17 protein-coding genes and 1 riboswitch are annotated in these 17,998 nt (G+C 41.0%); of the genes, 3 read left to right on the top strand and 14 right to left on the bottom strand.

Annotated features, from left to right (window positions below; all coding sequences use genetic code 11):
* Positions 1-107 precede the first annotated feature (107 nt).
* The 4 genes from ACYH0O_RS07860 to ACYH0O_RS07845 form a co-directional block, all read right to left on the bottom strand.
* Positions 108-2,126, bottom strand: coding sequence for an ABC transporter ATP-binding protein (locus ACYH0O_RS07860; protein WP_482631863.1), 2,019 nt, complete (start codon positions 2,124-2,126; stop codon positions 108-110).
* Positions 2,123-3,880: an ABC transporter ATP-binding protein gene (locus tag ACYH0O_RS07855; RefSeq protein WP_482631862.1), complete on the bottom strand. Its 1,758-nt coding sequence runs from the start codon at positions 3,878-3,880 to the stop codon at positions 2,123-2,125. The genes ACYH0O_RS07860 and ACYH0O_RS07855 overlap by 4 nt, the downstream gene beginning before the upstream one ends.
* A gap of 542 nt (positions 3,881-4,422) precedes the next feature.
* Positions 4,423-4,737, bottom strand: a complete 315-nt coding sequence (locus ACYH0O_RS07850) for a YbjQ family protein (RefSeq protein WP_397553250.1) — start codon at positions 4,735-4,737, stop codon at positions 4,423-4,425.
* A 180-nt stretch (positions 4,738-4,917) separates the two neighbouring features.
* Positions 4,918-6,186: an MFS transporter gene (locus ACYH0O_RS07845; RefSeq protein ID WP_482631861.1), complete on the bottom strand. Its 1,269-nt coding sequence runs from the start codon at positions 6,184-6,186 to the stop codon at positions 4,918-4,920.
* Between the two features lie 1,134 nt (positions 6,187-7,320).
* On the opposite strand from ACYH0O_RS07845, the gene ACYH0O_RS07840 reads away from it, so the two are divergent.
* Positions 7,321-7,845, top strand: coding sequence for a universal stress protein (locus ACYH0O_RS07840; protein WP_482631860.1), 525 nt, complete (start codon positions 7,321-7,323; stop codon positions 7,843-7,845).
* Between the two features lie 52 nt (positions 7,846-7,897).
* On the opposite strand, the gene ACYH0O_RS07835 is transcribed toward ACYH0O_RS07840, so the two are convergent.
* Together ACYH0O_RS07835 and ACYH0O_RS07830 are read right to left on the bottom strand one after the other, a co-directional pair.
* Entirely contained in the window at positions 7,898-8,350 is a 453-nt protein-coding gene (locus ACYH0O_RS07835; protein ID WP_482631859.1) for a helix-turn-helix transcriptional regulator, read from the bottom strand.
* A gap of 334 nt (positions 8,351-8,684) precedes the next feature.
* Positions 8,685-9,929 (bottom strand): dicarboxylate/amino acid:cation symporter, encoded by a 1,245-nt coding sequence (locus ACYH0O_RS07830; RefSeq protein WP_149155052.1) that lies wholly within the window; start codon positions 9,927-9,929, stop codon positions 8,685-8,687.
* A 370-nt stretch (positions 9,930-10,299) separates the two neighbouring features.
* On the opposite strand from ACYH0O_RS07830, the gene ACYH0O_RS07825 reads away from it, so the two are divergent.
* Complete coding sequence (locus ACYH0O_RS07825; protein WP_482631858.1) at positions 10,300-10,728, top strand: low molecular weight phosphatase family protein; 429 nt, start codon at positions 10,300-10,302, stop codon at positions 10,726-10,728.
* Between the two features lie 45 nt (positions 10,729-10,773).
* On the opposite strand, the gene splB is transcribed toward ACYH0O_RS07825, so the two are convergent.
* The 8 genes from splB to ACYH0O_RS07785 all read right to left on the bottom strand — a co-directional run bounded on the left by splB (position 10,774) and on the right by ACYH0O_RS07785 (position 17,003).
* Positions 10,774-11,802 (bottom strand): spore photoproduct lyase, encoded by a 1,029-nt coding sequence (splB, locus tag ACYH0O_RS07820; RefSeq protein ID WP_482631857.1) that lies wholly within the window; start codon positions 11,800-11,802, stop codon positions 10,774-10,776.
* Positions 11,803-11,814: 12 nt separating this feature from the next.
* Positions 11,815-12,060: a transcriptional regulator SplA domain-containing protein gene (locus ACYH0O_RS07815; RefSeq protein ID WP_482632523.1), complete on the bottom strand. Its 246-nt coding sequence runs from the start codon at positions 12,058-12,060 to the stop codon at positions 11,815-11,817.
* A gap of 122 nt (positions 12,061-12,182) precedes the next feature.
* Positions 12,183-12,965, bottom strand: a complete 783-nt coding sequence (locus ACYH0O_RS07810; protein WP_482631856.1) for a TatD family hydrolase — start codon at positions 12,963-12,965, stop codon at positions 12,183-12,185.
* Positions 12,958-13,695, bottom strand: coding sequence for an ABC transporter ATP-binding protein (locus tag ACYH0O_RS07805; protein WP_482631855.1), 738 nt, complete (start codon positions 13,693-13,695; stop codon positions 12,958-12,960). Before ACYH0O_RS07805 ends, ACYH0O_RS07810 begins: the two co-directional genes overlap by 8 nt.
* Position 13,696: 1 nt before the next feature.
* Positions 13,697-14,458 (bottom strand): ABC transporter permease, encoded by a 762-nt coding sequence (locus ACYH0O_RS07800; protein ID WP_149155047.1) that lies wholly within the window; start codon positions 14,456-14,458, stop codon positions 13,697-13,699.
* Positions 14,455-14,748, bottom strand: coding sequence for a thiamine-binding protein (locus tag ACYH0O_RS07795; RefSeq protein ID WP_426891238.1), 294 nt, complete (start codon positions 14,746-14,748; stop codon positions 14,455-14,457). The genes ACYH0O_RS07800 and ACYH0O_RS07795 overlap by 4 nt, the downstream gene beginning before the upstream one ends.
* A 12-nt stretch (positions 14,749-14,760) precedes the next feature.
* On the bottom strand, positions 14,761-15,741 hold the full coding sequence (locus ACYH0O_RS07790; RefSeq protein ID WP_482632522.1) for an ABC transporter substrate-binding protein: 981 nt from the start codon (positions 15,739-15,741) through the stop codon (positions 14,761-14,763).
* Positions 15,742-15,903: 162 nt separating this feature from the next.
* Positions 15,904-16,014, bottom strand: a riboswitch (TPP riboswitch).
* Positions 16,015-16,091: 77 nt separating this feature from the next.
* On the bottom strand, positions 16,092-17,003 hold the full coding sequence (locus ACYH0O_RS07785) for a phosphotransferase enzyme family protein (protein ID WP_482631854.1): 912 nt from the start codon (positions 17,001-17,003) through the stop codon (positions 16,092-16,094).
* An 86-nt stretch (positions 17,004-17,089) separates the two neighbouring features.
* Between ACYH0O_RS07785 and ACYH0O_RS07780 the strand changes: the two genes are divergently transcribed.
* On the top strand, positions 17,090-17,992 hold the full coding sequence (locus ACYH0O_RS07780) for an aldo/keto reductase (RefSeq protein ID WP_482631853.1): 903 nt from the start codon (positions 17,090-17,092) through the stop codon (positions 17,990-17,992).
* The last annotated feature ends 6 nt before the right edge of the window (positions 17,993-17,998 follow it).

The raw sequence follows: 17,998 nt of genomic DNA, 5'->3' as shown, positions 1-17,998 counted from the left end.
GTGTATCTACTTACTCTTCTTGTCAGGGGTGGGAAAATCCTTTTTCTGGATAAAAATAATTCAAAAAGAAAAAGCACCCGACTCGATCGTCAGATGCTCTTCCATCATTACCCTGCCATGTCTCCATGTGATCCCTGCTGGAGCTGATACATTTGATAATAGCGACCCTTCCGCTTCAATAAAACATCATGATTGCCCTTCTCCACAATTTCTCCCCGTTCTAATACAAGTATTTGATCGGCATTCTTAATCGTAGAAAGTCGATGAGCGATGATAAAGGTCGTTCTTCCCTTTTTCAAGACTTCCATCGCTTCCTGAATGACGGCTTCCGTCTCTGTGTCAATGCTCGATGTGGCCTCATCCAATATGAGGATTGCTGGATTGAAGGCCAAAGCCCGAGCAAATGAAATCAGTTGACGCTGCCCCGATGAAAGGGTGCTTCCCTTCTCGATCACCGGTTCATCATAGCCATTCTCGAGGTTCTTGAACACCTTTTCAGCACCTACTGCTTTAAGTGCAGTCTCCACTTTTTCTCTTGAAATTCTTGGATCATCAAGACTGACATTGGATGCGATGGTTCCCGTAAATAAGTAAGGATCCTGCAAGACGATTCCCATATGCTCCCGAATCGTTTGATAGGGAATATCTACGATGTCTTTTCCGTCAATCAGGATCTTCCCTTCATTGCTATCGTAAAAACGGAACAAAAGATTCATTATCGAGCTTTTCCCTGATCCCGTGTGTCCCACCAGCGCAACGGTTTCGCCTTTACTTGCGGTAAAGGTGATGTCCTTCAGAACATATTCATTTTCCTTGTATCCAAAGAATACATGTTCAAAGCTGACATTTCCGTCATACCTGCTCATTTTCTCATCTTCAACCCGGGTTCCTGTCTCTTCCAACAGGCGAAAAACCCGCTCCCCTGCCACAAGTGCCTGCTCAAGGTTTGCGAGCTGATTGACGATTCCTGTCACTGGCTGGAACAACCGGTTGATGTAATCAACGAAGGCATAGAGCACTCCCAATGTGACAACAGATCCCACTCCCATTGATGCGCCTCCGAAATACCATATAAATGCGACAAAGGTGATGTTTCTCAATACCCCGACCAGGTTGTGGGATGTCATCGAATTCAAGCTCAAGAGTTTATTTTGATACTTGAAATGCGTTTCGTTCAACTCTTCGAATTCTTCGTTCGTTTTCTTTTCTCTGCTGAAAGCCTGAATGATGTTCATGCCCTGGATCGACTCATTGATCATGGCATTAATATCACTCACTTTTGACCTGATGATGTGATTGTATTTAGACGCATAGATACGATACAGGTACGTCCATACAACCAGGATCGGAATCAGGATCAAGCAAATGGCTGCTAATTTGGTATCAAGTATAAAGAGTGCGATGTATATTCCAATAATGTAAATCGTACTGGAGAAAAAAGTTGATAAAACTGTTACATACAGATCCCGGATCGCTTCGGTGTCGTTTGTGATCCTCGCTACGACCTTTCCTGCCGGCAAATTATCAAAATAGCGGACCGGCAGTTTCTGGATATGCTGGAACACATCATTACGCATTTTCTGAATGACCCGGTTTGCAGCTTTCTGTAAATAGTAGCGCTGACCGTATTGGAAAAAGGCAGCGACTACAAGCAGCCCAAAATAGAAGGCAATCAATTGAATGATCTTCGGGATTTCAGGATTATAAAAACGCAGCAGCTCATCTCCGGTCAACTTCTCGGCGGGATAAGTTGCCGACTTATCCCCTTTCGTAATCGTCATTTCACCTGACTTGACCGACCTTTCTCCGTCGAAGGAGACGCTGGAAGGAACGAAATAAAACTCTCTCCCGACCTGTAAGATACGGATACCACTTTTTCTCGTCTCCCCTTCTGAAAAATATTGATCACGTTTATACCATTTCCCCTTATAGGAAACAGCTTCTTTCCCCTCCACCGTTTCAAACCAGGTGGATTCGATTCCAAGTATATGATCATCGATCAGTTTCTTCGCAATAAAAGGGCCAGCAAGTTCAGCCGCTACTGACACACTTAGCATTAAGAGGGCAGCAATGATGATTTTTTTATAAATAAGGGCATATTCGGTTAGTCTTCTTCCAACGTTCATGCTCCCACCTCCTCGCGTGAGGAATCTTCAACTTGTTGGCGATCGAATTGTTCTTTATACCAACCACCGTTTTCAAGGAGTCGTTCATGTACCCCTTCTTCTACCACTTTCCCATCTTCAAACACGATAATCCAGTCTGCATGCTGAACGGCGGAGAGACGATGAGTCGTAATAATCGTTGTTTTTCCTTCACGTTCTTTTCGTATATTGTCAATGATCTTCGCTTCTGTTTTCGCATCAACAGCCGATAGCGAGTCATCCAGAATCAAGATTTCCGGATTTTTGATCAGTGCCCGGGCAATCGAAATCCGCTGCTTCTGACCACCTGAAAGGGCCACACCCTTTTCTCCCACAAGAGTGGTCAGTCCTTCCGGAAGCATTTCAAGATCTTTTTTGAAATCAGCCAGTTCAATGGCTTGTTCCAGGTCTTTCTCTGTCGCATCATGTCTGCCGAACAGAATGTTTTCTCTAACGGTCCTTGAGAAAAGGACATGATCCTGGGGCACGTAACCGATCCAATCCCTAACCTGCTGGATGGTCAAGTCACTGATCGGGACCCCTCCTATGGATAAAGACCCTTTTCCAGCAGGGTATTCACGGAGGAGCTGCTTGATAAAGGTCGTTTTTCCACTTCCGGTCTTCCCGACGATTCCAAGAGTGCCTCCTTGATGGATATTAAGATTGATATTGGAGAGATTCAACACCTGTGAAGACGGATATTGAAAGTCTACATCCTTAAACCCTATTTGATCAGGAGAATCTAGCCATTGAGGGTTCTCAGAATCCTGGACGTCCTGCACATAATCAAGGGTCTCTTGAACCCGGTCAAGTGATGCATTCCCGCGCTGCATGATATTGATCAACTCCCCAATGGCAAACATCGGCCAAATCAGCATCCCAAGGTACACGTTAAAGGAAACAAGCTCTCCCAATGTGATTGATTGATGAAACACAAGGTATGCTCCATAACCAAGTCCAATCAAATAGCTCAACCCAACAAGGACTTTGATTGTTGGTTCAAAGAGGGAATCAATCTTTGCCACACCAATATTCTTGTTATAGACGTCTTCTGTCATATCAGCAAAACGCTTCTCATCCGCTCTTTCCTGTACATACGCACGAATGACACGGACACCTGCAATCGACTCCAGCACTTTATCATTCAAGTCACCAAATGAATCCTGAGCTTCCGTGAATCGCTTATGAATTCTCGCACCGTACACCTTCATCAACATAGCCATGATTGGAAGCGGCAATATCGCCGCGATAGTCAGTTTCCAGCTGATAAGAAATCCCATTGTAAAAAGGATCGTTAACATAAAGACACTGGAATCGATTAGTGTCAATACTCCGAAACCGGCTGTAACCGAGATGGCCTTCAGATCATTCGTTGCCCTTGCCATTAAATCTCCCGTACGATTCTTTTCAAAAAAAGTCGGAGTCATCTTTAATAAATGTCCCATAAATTTACCACGAAGCTTACGTTCAACGAGAAAAGCTCCGCCAAATAATTGATACATCCACACATACGTCAATGCGTACGAAATGAGTGCGATTCCGGCGATCAGCCAAAGATATTTCCCTACGACTTCCCACGTCATCGCCCCCAGGTGAATGTCATCAATGGCATTCCCTACAAGCTTTGGAGGAATCACATCAAGGATACCGACAATCGTCAATAGAACGATCGCTACTGTATATCTCTTCCAATTTTCAATAAAAAACCACGATAATTTCTTAAAAATACTAAACATTCCACATTACCTCCTCTTGTTGACTTTTTTCACTATCCACCTTCTGTCTCCACAGCAGACATCATCTTCTTCATTTGAATGATTAACATTATCAATTTCCTCCTTCTGAAATTAGGTTTTTATATGTGATCAAGGATGATCCTTGGGTACACCTAAACGAAAAAAGACAGACGCCTAAGGCTCACAAGATCCAATAGGGATTCCTTCCGAATCCGTACCAATCTGTTGCGCCTTAAAACGTCCGTCTTTGTTTTTGGACATAGAAAAGCACAGATTATATGCATAACCTGTGCCATTAATATTCGTATGACAGAATGATTAAGGAGTTACTGGTTATGTGATGATATGAAATTGGTATTGAACACTGCTGGTACTCCTTGAATTATATACACTTTCATCATCACAAACCCTCCATTCATTTTTATTAATTATTCCATTAATAACCATACTACACACCGATAATTGTGTCAATATTATTTTTATTGATAATTTTCTATATACTTTTTTATTTTCCCACAATATAAGTGAACCACAAAGTAGAATTATTCCACGACGACAGCCGTACCGTAAGCAATAATTTCTGAAGCGTTTTGCATGACCGCTGAGGTTTCTAAACGAACGGCAATAACGGCATTTGCACCTTTTTGAGAAGCTTCTTCCATCATACGATCAATCGCTTGTTTTCTTGCTTCCTCCATCAACTCACTGTATTCGCTTATTTCTCCGCCAATAATGGTTTTAAGACCGGCAATGATGTCTTTGCCAATATGCTTCGCTTGGACGGTACTTCCCCTTACAAATCCTCTTAATTCTTTTACTTCCTTACCCGGTACAAAATCGGTTGTCACAATAATCATGGTTTCCTCTCCCTGTCTTGAATTTTCTCCAAATCTCATCCCGGCCTGCCGAGCTCATACGCACCTGAAGAAAAATCGTTCATAAAATCATTATAGTTTGTTTAAAGTTTTTCATTCTCTTTTTCAAATAAAAATTCCCTCTATGAACAGTCATGCCCTATTTGATAGAGGGACTCTCTATTATCCATTTATTACAACAGGCTGAGCTTCATCTTCTTTCACATATTTAGGTAGAATGATGGTGTAAAAGATACCTACTATGATTAGGCATCCTCCAACGAGCCAGTAGAGCATTTCAACGGTTACGACGGTAGGGAATGTCATAGCAATCACTCCCAGGGTAATCGATTGTGACAGCATCATAAGAGGATTGATCCACCCTTGCACCCTGCCCATCATTTTCGGATCAATGATGCTCGGCATCCATCCCCCGATTGCAATATTCACTAGGGGTAAGCCCAGTGCTGCGAAAAAAATGATCGTGAGGAATATCCAAGTCGCAGGGGCGAAAGATGCTGCGATGATAAACGTTCCGGAAATAACCAGCCCTGCAACTATCAAAACATGAAACTTAAACTTCTGAGCAAGCATCGAAGAGAAGATACTGCCAATCAATACACCGGCACCGAAGGCGACACCTAATAGAATCGAATATTCTTCATAAGACTCTGGGGCCAATTTATATTTCAAAATAAAGATAGGAATGACCGAGAATCCGCCGTTCACAATTCCAAATACGACAAACCCTCCAATTAAGGATAATAGCAGCTTGTGATTCAGAATATAGCTCATCCCGGCTGTAAAATCTTTCGTCACAGACTGAATGTTCAAGTCTTTCCACGTATGCCTCCCGTTTGGAAGACGAACCTCTTCCGGAATGATACATTTCCTGATTAAAATGGCAGAAATAACGAATGTAACAAAATCGACTGCAATCGCACCATAGATCCCGGCCGTCCAATATACAAAGATGGCAACAGCATTTCCAAGTAACATAAACAAGCTCATCACCATTTGATTCAAGCCGGCGGCCGTTGAATAATCATCTTTAGAAAGCACTCCTTGCAGTATCCCTTGTTCAGCAGGAAAGAAAAACTTCTGGACGCCGCTCCTTAGAAACAAGATGGCAAATATGAGGGGCAGCCAACCAATGTAGATTGCACCGAATAATAAAAGTGTAAAGAGCGCACTGATCGTATCACAGTGGTAGGCAATTTTCTGCCGGTCCATTCTGTCAGCGAATACTCCAACAAGAAAGAAGACGAGAAGAGTGGGTAATGAGTACATCATTTCAGTAAGGGAAGCATACACAGGTTGCTCGGAAAACCGATCCAGAAGATAAAACATAAAGGCAGTCAAACCAATCACACTTCCCATATGCGAAGTGAAATTAGCAAAGAATAACTTTAGAAAAATTGGATTCTTAAAGATTTCAATCATTTTTTTCATGAATAACCGTCTCCCATCAATGATTAACTATCTTTATAGTATAGGGAATACCCGAAGAACATGAGGGTCTATTGGTGGTTTTTTCCTCCGTCTGTGGTCGGATAGGGAATGGGAGTAGTCACTCCCATATAGCAAAAAATTCAGGAGAACCCGTTTCGCCGATATATTTAGAATTTCGAAGTTAAAAAGGTGATTTCGCCGTTATTTGCTCAGTCGATAAGAAATTTTGTCTTAAAGAAAAAAATAGCCCAAAGCTCAGGGCTCAAATGAAAATCATCTACCACTTTCAATTGTCAGAGCAGTGACCTTGTATCATCGAGTTCAGAAAAAAACTGGGAGATATCAATCGACGGGTGTAATCAATAAATAATTTTCAGATAAAGTCATGATCACTGTTGCAGAATAAAATCGGTTAACGGTTTCATCAATTACCTAAAAATGATTATAATTTCATCGAAAAGGAACATACTAAGGATATCTTTTTCCTTCATGCTATCTCAATGTCTAAAACCGGGGAGTATGTAAATATCCTTACCGCTTTAGTTGAATTTTTCGAAGATGGAAAACGAGCCAACAGACAAAAAATTTATTCTCCCCTACAACGAAGCTCCACTCCTCTATCCGTTCAACAAATCAGGACAAGATTAAACGAACTCCAGAATCTTGGATATGTATTGATCCAGAGAGGGAGAATTGGAACAGAAATTAACGCCTGAAGTAGTAACCTGGTTAAATAATAATGTGGAGAAGGTTTTAACTATTCGTTGACAGGGTAACTTTACATTAACCGGTTAGAAATACAGAACATATTTCATTGATACGATAAGTCGAGGTGATTTTAATGGTACGTACAGTCTTAATGGTCATTGGAGCAATTGTTGTCATTGGCTGGATTATCAGCATGCTTTAATAAAGACCATTCAAATTAAACATTATTCCTGCAATTATATGAGTTTTAATCAAAGAGAAAGAGCATAGCGGATCTTCCCCCGTTATGCTCTTTCTTTGTTATAAAGCGATTGTTGAATCAGTTTTTTTAAAAATGGTCTTTATATTCGGTTCTCGTTTCCTGAAAAAGATTAAAAAATTTAATATTGGGTAAATAATAGATATCCTATTGATGAGGTGATTTTGATGTATAAACATATCTTGTTAGCTTACGATGAAACCGATGGAAGCAAGAAAGCATTGGATGAAGTGCAAAAATTAATAAAAGGTTCTATAGATACACAATTAACCGTACTCCATATATCAGATGAAAAGGTAGCAAATGAAAGTCATGACAACTATACCCCTACCCATGCATTGGCAGATACGTCACCAGGGTTTGATAACAATTATATGGGGAATTTGTCCGTTGCTCCAGACAACAAAGTTCATACTTCGGAGGAAGAACGTCATGAAATTAAGACACCGTCCTCTACACATCACTTTTTGAAAAATGCTAAAGAAAAACTTTCTCCTTACGGGATTGAGGCAAACTATATTCACCTATCCGGTTCAGAAGCAAAACGCATATGTGAATATGCCAAAGAAATCCAGGCAGACCTGGTAGTAGTCGGGAGCAGCCGTAAGTCCGGCATGAAAAAATGGGTGCTTGGCAGCGTCAGTGAAAAAGTCACTCAAAACTGCGAAACCAGCGTCCTGGTCGTAAAATAAATGGAACAAATGGAGGGACGGACCTTTAATAGGTCCGTCCCTCCATTATGTATTACTTACCAGTTAATTCATCAAAACGTTTATGGGCATTATTCTCGTCAAAGCTGCTGTATATTCGATAATCCTCGGAGTCCAATATTCGGAAGTGCTGACTGAAAAGGTTTTGCTGAAGAATGTATTCATCATTCTTCTTTACATCTTTCCACCAGACCTTCCCGCCCAACGTTTTCTCCTTCCGATAATCAATGCCTTCCCGAGCAATGGTCTCTATGATTTCAAGGGGCTCCCCCCCAAGACTTGTGGTTAAGGTTTCACTATCTTTAAACAATGCACAGATGGCAATGACCGCTGTCCAGCCGGCCATGACTCTGCCTTTTTCAATTTGAACAAGGGTTTTTTTGGATAATCCGATTATGTTCGCCATCTTATCCTGTGTATAACCTGCCTCTGTACGTATTAGCCGTAATTTATCTGAAATAATTAGAACAATCTCTTCTTTTGTCATCGAATCACACCTTACATATTTATAGTGAAATATTACACTAAGTTCATTTCCATTTTCAAGAATATTTAAACATATTGATCAAAACCATCGCTTTTTGTATCGCCCTGTTTATTTTATTATACTATTAGGTGAAGAATTGACGAATTCGGTAAAAACGCAAGGAAAAGTCTGGAAGATTCGGGGTTTATCCTGGGAGAACATTATCCCTATCCGATCGTGGACCATTAAGCCGCTAGAGATCGGGCATTGGAGCGCTACCACTAAATAAATTAGATAAAAAAAATCGAGTCTATCGCCTTTACACGCCATAGACTCGATTTAATATATGAGGAGATTACGCCTCCCCTCTTTGTTCCTTGATCGTACGTTTCTTTTCAGATTCTGATACAAACAACGCACACGCTGCATCTCCTGAAATATTGATGGAAGTCCTTGCCATATCAAGCAAGCGGTCAATCCCCAGAATTAATCCAATTCCTTCTACCGGCAGGTTTACACTGCTTAATACCATCGCAAGAAGAATCAATCCGACTCCAGGAACCCCTGCTGTACCTATACTGGCTAAAACAGCCGTTAGTACAACCGTAATCAGTTGTTCCAATGATAAATCAACACCATATACCTGAGCGATAAAGACGGTTGCAACCCCCTGCATGATCGCAGTACCATCCATGTTGATGGTAGCTCCTAATGGTTGAACGAAAGAGCTTACTGATTTCGATACGCCTAGACGCTGTTGGGCAACATCCATAGAGATGGGAAGCGTCGCGTTACTGCTTGATGTACTGAATCCTACGCTCATCGCAGGACTGAAATTCTTGAAGAACCAAAGCGGATTTTTTTTGGCCAGAAGGAGGATCGTTCCACCATAGGTAACGATGGCGTGAATGATCAATGCTGCAAGAACGACTACAAAATAAAGCCACATCGCCTTCAATGCACTGAAACCCTGGCTTCCTATTGCTGAAGCTATCAATCCGAATGTTCCGTATGGAGCGAATTTCATCACGAGTGTCACAAGGTACATCATCAGGTCATTACCTTGTTCAACCAGCTTTAATATTCCTTTTGTTTTATCCCCTAAAGCTGTTAATCCAAATCCAATAAAGATGGCAAATGCAATAATTTGCAGCATATTTCCCTCTGTCATCGCCGTAAGTGGATTTTTTGGAATAATGTTCATGAGGGTCTCTCCCACAGGAGGAGCATCTTTCGTTTCAAAACCTTCTGATTGTGTTTTGTCAATTCCCTCTACCAAACCGGGATCAATGACATAAGCCAGAGATAAACCGATGACGATGGCAATGCAGGTAGTCATTAAGAAGAATACAATGGTCTTCAACCCTATTCTCCCCAATTTCTTAGGATCACCCAGACCTGCAGATCCAAGAACGATGGATAAAAACACAATTGGTACAACAAGCATGCTGATGAGGTTAAGGAATATCTTCCCTAACGGAGTAAACAGATAAGGATCTAATATATTAAATGTATCTTTAGCAAAAATATTAAGCAGTAATCCCACAATCGCTCCTAGTATTAAGGCAATAATAATCTTAGTTGTTAAATTAAATTTCATAGATGTACCTCCCCTATTGAATACAAAATAATTAAAAGATGTTTACCCTTAATTACTTTTAGCAAAACTATTATTTTTGAATTTTTCTATTATCTTTTCCTGAACTGCCTTCCCATCCATTTTTTTCGATGCTTCTTCTTTCTCCTTTTCCTATTATACTGATTTTTTTAATAATTGAAGAAGATTAAGTGTGAATTAAAACATTATTACTATATTTCACCTCACACTCCGCACAAAATGTGGGAGTTGAATGATTCGATATGACTACAGATCAACTTCCAAACTTTTCTTTTTTACATTTAGTGATTAAATGCTACGTTATTGGGTAAATAGTAATAACAGCATGAAAATAGAAAGGAACATACCTAAAATGAATAAAACAGTCTATTTTCTTTCAAGTAGTCAACAGCGCAGCTTGATAGCTGAAGGGTGGGCCGAGAAGCTTGATGTGTCGGATTGGTCATTCAAAAGTGCCGGTTGGGTTGCTGAGAGTCGTGCTGAATTCAGCGTTTTAGCAATGAAAGAGTTATGTATTGACATCAGTACATTCCCACTTACACGCATTGAGATGAATGAACTTGGTAATGCTTCGGTTATTGTTGCGATTCAGGATACAGAATATGATGATAAGATAGAGATTCCATCTGAATTAGAAGATAAAGTCATCTATTGGAATTTGCCTAATCCAAGGAAGCGTTCTGCGACACTCATAGAAGAATGGGTACACTATCAAGAAATTTGTGATGAAATTGCCATGCGAGTGAAAGATTTGGAAAATATTCTACCACAACTACATTAAGAGGACTGATTACAACTGGTATTGTATTGTAATCAGTCCCTTTTTTTAGGTGAAATACTCCAGCTTCGCTTTCGGAAAATGTTTTTCCATGTAGGCATACAAATGATCTTTCATTTCCTGCTCTTCATCCTTTTGATAGATATACTTGCCAATCCCGTATTTACCCCATTTATATCGCCGTTCTTCCTCATTAAGTTCAAGCTTTGTCATCGGATAATTTTTCTCAATGACTCTTTTAGCCGGTTTTGTGAAACGATGTTGAATGAATTCAAAGGTTAAATCCTTTTTCGCTTCTTCCGGCAGGTAAACTTCCAAATGTTCAAACATTTGCTTATACCCTTCCTTCCATCCTTCATGGATATAGATAGGTGCCACAATGAATCCTAATGGATACCCCGCTCTTGCAACCTTCCCCGCGGCCTCAAGTCGCTTATCCAAAGGAGATGTACCAGGCTCAAAATTCTTAATCACATAATCGGCATTGATACTGAATCGGAATCTGGTTTTTCCATTATGCTTCGCATCAAGCAGATGGTCGACATGATGGAATTTCGTCACAAAACGAAGCTTGCCATGCTCGGATTCACCAAAATGCTCGATGGCTCGTTTTAGGGTATGAGTGAGATGATCGATCCCTACGATATCGGACGTACAAGCAGCTTCAAAGCGTGTGAATTCAGGAGCTCTTTCTGCAATATACTTGTCTGCCGACTCAAATATTTCATCCACATTCACATACGTTCGTATATATGGTTTACTCCCCATCGTTGTTTGCAGATAGCAATAATGACAGTGCCCCATGCACCCTGTTGCAAATGGGATAGCATATTCAGCAGACGGTTTGGATGTATCAAACTTCAACGTTTTTCTCACTCCGACTACTAAAGTGGATTTTGCAATCCGGTATTTCTGAAAATGGTTGTCCCCTGGCAAATTACGAACCTGGTTATGCGATGTTGTGTACCTGATCTCCACATCCATTTTTTCAAACTTTTCTTTGAGCTCTTTTCCCAGGGGATATTCCAAAGCATTTGGTTCAAAGTAGACCAATTGTGGCACGAACGGTTTGACCATGATTCATCCCTCCTACAGGTCTCCAAATGATTGAGTATAGGCTTCCTCCGCTTCAGCTTCTGAAGAATAAACCGCAATTTCATGTGTTAACGGATAATAGGTTTCATATAAAAATAATGCCAATTCGTTCGGATTTTCCGGATCTTGTACTACGGCTGCTTCCTGCACGTTGGCTACACTTTGTGTATGCGGATTTCTATAAATCACATATACTACATCACCTGCTTGATAAGGCATATATTGATCATTCAGTTCCATTCTTTTCACCTTTTTCCTAAACGTCATTACTATCATTTTTTGTTATCTCCCCGATAAATATGATGGAAAAAGATGTTTATAAAAAAACTTCTCCTGCACCAATGATGCAAGAGAAGCCTGATTTAGGATATCCCATAAAATTCGGTTGTATTCTTAAACAGTTGTTTATATACTTCTGTTTCTTTGATGCGTTTTATTTCGGCGATTTTTTCAATGGACCGATGCATGATTCCAGGGTGGGTCATCCTTCCCTGGAAGATCCCTTCAAAACGCCAAGGACCATCTGTTTCTACCATAAGTCCTTCGATTGGGTACCTCTTAACAAGCTCTTGTATCTCATTCTCATAAAGGACATCAGGGGTAATGGAGATGGAATAGCCATTTCCCTTCATTCTTTCAATGGTCTTTTTATCTCCTTTAAACCAATGAAAATGAGCTTTTTCTATGGAGTGCTTTTCTAACAGTCCACAAACGATGGGGGCATGCTCATATACGGCATGAAGGATAATCGGTTTATTGATCTTTTTGGATTGGATCACAAACCTTTCCAACAGATCGATATAAGGCTCCACTTTAACATCAGGATGTTCTTTCATTTTATAATAAGGCAATCCTACTTCACCAATCGCCACTATTTCCTGTTGATGCCGCTCAATGAATGAAAGAAGCTCCTCAACTGCACTTTCAGAAGGCAGTTTCTGCTCCGGGTGGAAACCTGCAGCAGGTTTGATCCTTGCATCTCTTCTCGAGAGATCTATATTTGTCCTGGACGATTGAAGGTGGAACGATACAGATATGAGCGCTTCTACAGAATACAGTTCAAGTTCCTGCATAATCTTATCACGCTCATATCCTTCGTATAAATCCAAGTGAATATGTGCATCAATCAAGGAGGGTTTACACATATTGAGAAAGCTCCTCAAAAATGCTCGTTTTCCATTTCAGAAACTCCTCCGTTAAGAGAATCTCTTTATCGCGGGGACGGGGAAACGGTACTTTGAACTCCTTCTGTACCCTGGCCGGCCTTGTCGATAATACAATGATCCGGTCTGACAGAAACAGGGCTTCGTCGATATTATGAGTCACAAATAGAACGGAACTCAAGTCTTCCTCCCAAATGGAAAGGAGCCATTTCTGCATGTCCAATCGTGTGAATTCATCCAGGGCTGAAAAGGGCTCATCCAAACATAAAAAGGATTGAGGACTGATAAGGGCACGAATAAACGCCACCCTCTGCTTCATCCCTCCGGATAAATCATCAGGATACGCATTCTCATACCCCTTTAAGCCCGCACGTTCGATCATGCAGAGCGCTTTATCCCTATCTCTCTTTCCATGTAACTCCTGGCCAAGCATCACATTCTCAATTACGGTTCTCCATGGCAGGAGGGACGGACTTTGCGGCATGTAACTGATAGTTCCTCTTTGACCATTAATCGATTTTCCATCTAATTGAATGTCTCCGGAATCGGGAGTGAATAATCCTCCGATCACGTGAAATAGCGTACTCTTTCCACTCCCGGAAGGACCAAGGATTGAGACGAACTCACCTTCTTCAACATGAATGGAAAGCTCATCAAGGATCAGCTCCCCATCAAAGTATTTAGACATATTTTGTATGGATAAAGTCGTCATGTTACCTGTCCTCCTTTCGATTCCACTTAATCATGATTTTCTCTAATAACAAAATGATTCCAAAGAAAACGAGGCTGAGCAGCATAATCATAAAGATGGCTACAAATACCCTGTCTGTCCTAAAGGAGGAAGAGGCAAGAGTCATATAGACTCCGATCCCTTTCTGTGCACCTAACCACTCTGAAATCACTGCCCCCATCACACTATAGGTAGCTGAAATTTTCAGTCCTGAGAAGATGGATGGAAGTGCATGCGGCCATTCAACTTTTCGAAAGATTTGAGCTTTTGTGGCTCCCGACATTTTCATGTAAAGAATGTACTCTGAGTTCGTCTGCCTGAAACCATCCAATGCCGAGACCGCTACCGGAAAAAAGCAGATCAATGTAATGACAATGATTTTCGGCAATAGTCCAAATCCGAACCAGATAACCAACAGGGGTGCGAGCACGATGATCGGAATGTTTTGAGACAGGATCATGAGTGGATAAATCGCTTCTCTTACTTTAGGTAGCAGATGTAGTCCGACTGCAGTCACGATCCCAATCGTACACCCAATCGCAAATCCCCCGATCGTCAGGAGGGTTGTCGAGCCAAGATGACCCGTGAATGCTGACCAGGAAGCAACCCCTTCAGCCCAAATATCTGAAGGTGATGGCATCAGCCAGGCAGGAACCTCAAATATTCTAATGGTGAATTCCCAAATGATGAATAAAAGGATGAGGACCAAGAAGGGTCTCCATCCTTTCGATATCCATGATTTCATCCTTTATACTTCTCCGTTAATTGATCCATCTCAATCCCGGCAGGCTGATATAATACCTTGATTTGAGAAATGACATTTGAGCTTCCCAATTCGATCATTCGTTCATTCATTTGTTCAATCACCTTAAATAAATCAGATAATTCCCCTTCCATTGTCGTTTCTAATGGATGGACTTCATAACGGACACCTGATTCATCAATGATCGCGATGGCTTCATCCACGTATGGAATAACATCTTCCCCATTTTTCGTCTTCGGAATAATTTGTATGCTTACGAGTGCGTTCCCCATTATGTTCACCTCTTATTTTGGTAAGAATTCGTTTGTGAATGCTTTTTTACTGTCCAGTTCCTTATCTAATAAATCGTTATCATACATCCATGAAGCATAGTTTTCCCAAACCTCCAGCTTCTGCTCTCCCCATCTGTCAGCGTCATCTTTGTATTTAGGCGCCAGCCATTCCTGACTCTTCATGACTAATTCCTTATCCAGATCTGGAGCTGCCTCTAATAAGATTTCACCTGCCTCTTCCGGATTGTCGATCGCAAACTGATACCCTTTGGAAGAAGCTGACAAAAATGCTTTAACCGTTTCAGGGTCTGATTCAATCATCTTTTCATTTGTCGTCAGAACAGGCGTGTAATAATCGAGTTTTTCCGAGTAATCCTTTACGTACATCATGTTCAATTCCTCACCGCGAAGCTCTGCTTCAATCCCTGTCCATCCATAGTAGATCCACGCAAAGTCCACATCCCGTTTCACGGCAGTAAAGAAATCTGTATCTCCCATGTTTACAAAATCCACTTTCTCTACGTCAGCATTTTCTTGTTTCATAATCGACGTCATAACAGCTTTTTCTACAGGTGATCCCCATCCGCCATACCTTTTGCCTTCAAAATCCTTTGGAGTCGTTATACCTTTATCCTTAGGGGAGGCAAACCCGGATGTATTATGCTGTATGACAGCAGCGATAGATACAAGTGGTACGTCCTGTACTCTTGCTTGCGTGACACTTTCCTGGTATCCAACTCCGAACTCAGCTTTACCCGAGGCAACGAGTTGGTCTGCCCCTGCCTCACCAGGTAAGATGATATCCACATCCAGCCCTTGCTCTTCAAAGTATCCTTTTTCTTTCGCAACGTATAATCCAGTGTGATTAGTATTCGGTGTCCAGTCCAGTACAACCGTAACCTTTTTATGACCTTCCTGTTCTGATGTATTTCCTCCACCACTGCAAGCAGTTAAAAGAAAGACAGAACAGATGATATACATCCATTTTTTCATCATTTTTTCCTCCTAAAAATCCATGTATGTAGTTGTAACGTTTATTCTCTATTGTTCACTTAGTAGAGAGAAAGAATGTAAAACACCTTAGAACGTATGGACACAACAGCAAAAAAGCGCCCCAAGCTTCAGCGAGGGACGCATTGTTAAACATGATTATGTAATGTTTAAGAGAATGTTTCCTACGCTGGTATCAGCCAGTTCAGGTTCAAAGGGTCAGTATCTGTCAGGATACAATCTCAACCGGCCACACCGGTCCCCCTACACTTGTACTATGAAATTAAACGTTATCTTCTTCCCTACTTTGCCACAGAAATGGTGTATATTCAAGCATTTCCTCTTAAATAAAATTACATTTGAAATGCCTGCTCATAAACACCAGAATTTACTAGTCTGTTAATGAACGAAATGAATGTAGATACAGCGTGTGAATACCCTTTTTGATTGTAAAAGAAGGTGTATTGAAGAAGAAAGATAATGACTAAGAATGGCATCAGTTCCTTTTCTTCCTGGGTTAAAGGACCCTCGGACTGATAGCCCTCCATAAAGGCATGGATACATTCAGCATGCTCATCTTCATCCTCACCCTCCATGACCTGATCTTTGAGCATCCCTGCAATAAAGTAGCCGATATCTGCTATGCGGGGTGCTTTTCGTATCCTCTCGAAATCTATGACCCCTGTCACCCTTTCTTCTTTCATGAGGATATTACGCGGATGACAGTCGCTATGGACGAGTTGATGGGGCAATTTGCTATAGGAGAAAGACCATTCATTTAGCTTGCCAAGAAACCCTTCACCCCACCTTTCTATCCTTGTAGAATCCTGACCGCCTATCCACTCTCTCAAATGTGTTTCAATTTTCCATTCTTCTACCTCGTATTTACAGACGTATTGTTTTAGCCTGCCATGGAGTTTGGATAGGTATGTTCCCACCATTCTCAAAGAAGTTAAGGAATAGACTTGTACTGGTATTCCTTCCAGAGCTTGATACAGGGAGTAGAAAACCTGATGGTGTCGTACATATGGCTGATGTGAGACCGTTAACAGTGGCCTTTCAACAATAAGTCCGTTTCCAAATAAAAAAGAAGTTAAGAGCAGCTCTTCTATTCGCTTCTCCACTGAAGAGTTCAATCTCTTTTTCAAATAAAATGTCTTCTCCGGACTCTTCACCTTATAAACATTCGGTTGATTGCCCACGGTCTCTATGCAGGAAGGGGGAACCTTCCAGTTCAATAATAGATCATGAAGAGGTTCAATCATTTTTAATTCCTTTCCAAACATAGTAATATACGTTTAGTATGACTATGAAAGAATGTCTACATACCATATGAAAAGAGGTTGTATCGATGCAAAGAATACAAATGACGGAAGACCTATCATTCTCAAGAATCATTCATGGGTTGTGGAGACTTGCAGACTGGAATCAATCAAAGGAAGACACTCTTTCTTTAATTCAGTACAATATTGAAAACGGAATCACGACTTTTGATCACGCAGATATTTATGGCTCCTATACATGTGAAGCGTTATTTGGTGAGGCACTCAACCTTCAGCCATCCATACGAGAAAAAATGGAAATTGTAACGAAATGCGGTATTGTCCTGCCTTCTGACAACCGTCCGGAACATAAAACACATCATTACAACACGAGTAAAAAGCATATTTTGACTTCTGTTGAAAACTCCCTGCAGAACCTAAAAACGGACTACATCGATTTATTATTGGTTCACAGGCCTGATCCATTTATGAATGGAGAAGAAGTGGCTGACGCCTTCACTCAATTGAAAGATGAAGGAAAGGTACGTCATTTCGGAGTATCAAACTTTAAAGATCATCAATGGAATATGCTTCAATCTTATTTGCCATTTCCATTGATCACAAACCAAATTGAATTGTCAGCCTATAACCTAGAAAACTTTGAAGACGGTACGTTGAATCTTTGTCAGGAGAAGCGTGTCGCGCCGATGGCCTGGTCTCCACTCGCAGGCGGGGCGATTTTCAAAGGAGAGGATGAAAAAGCCATTCGTCTTCAACATACATTGAAAAAGGTACAAGCAGAAACAGGTGCTAAGGGAATTGATGAAGTACTATATGCATGGCTTCTTAATCACCCGGCAAACATTATGCCTATCGTCGGTTCAGGTAAAAAAGAACGCATTCAACATGCAATCGACTCTCTTACCATTTCTTTAAACCACGATCAATGGTTTGAAATCCTGCAAACTTCTATGGGACATGATGTGCCGTAATAATAA

This window comes from Rossellomorea sp. H136 (genome assembly GCF_056838065.1).
This window is presented reverse-complemented; position numbering and strand designations above follow the sequence as displayed.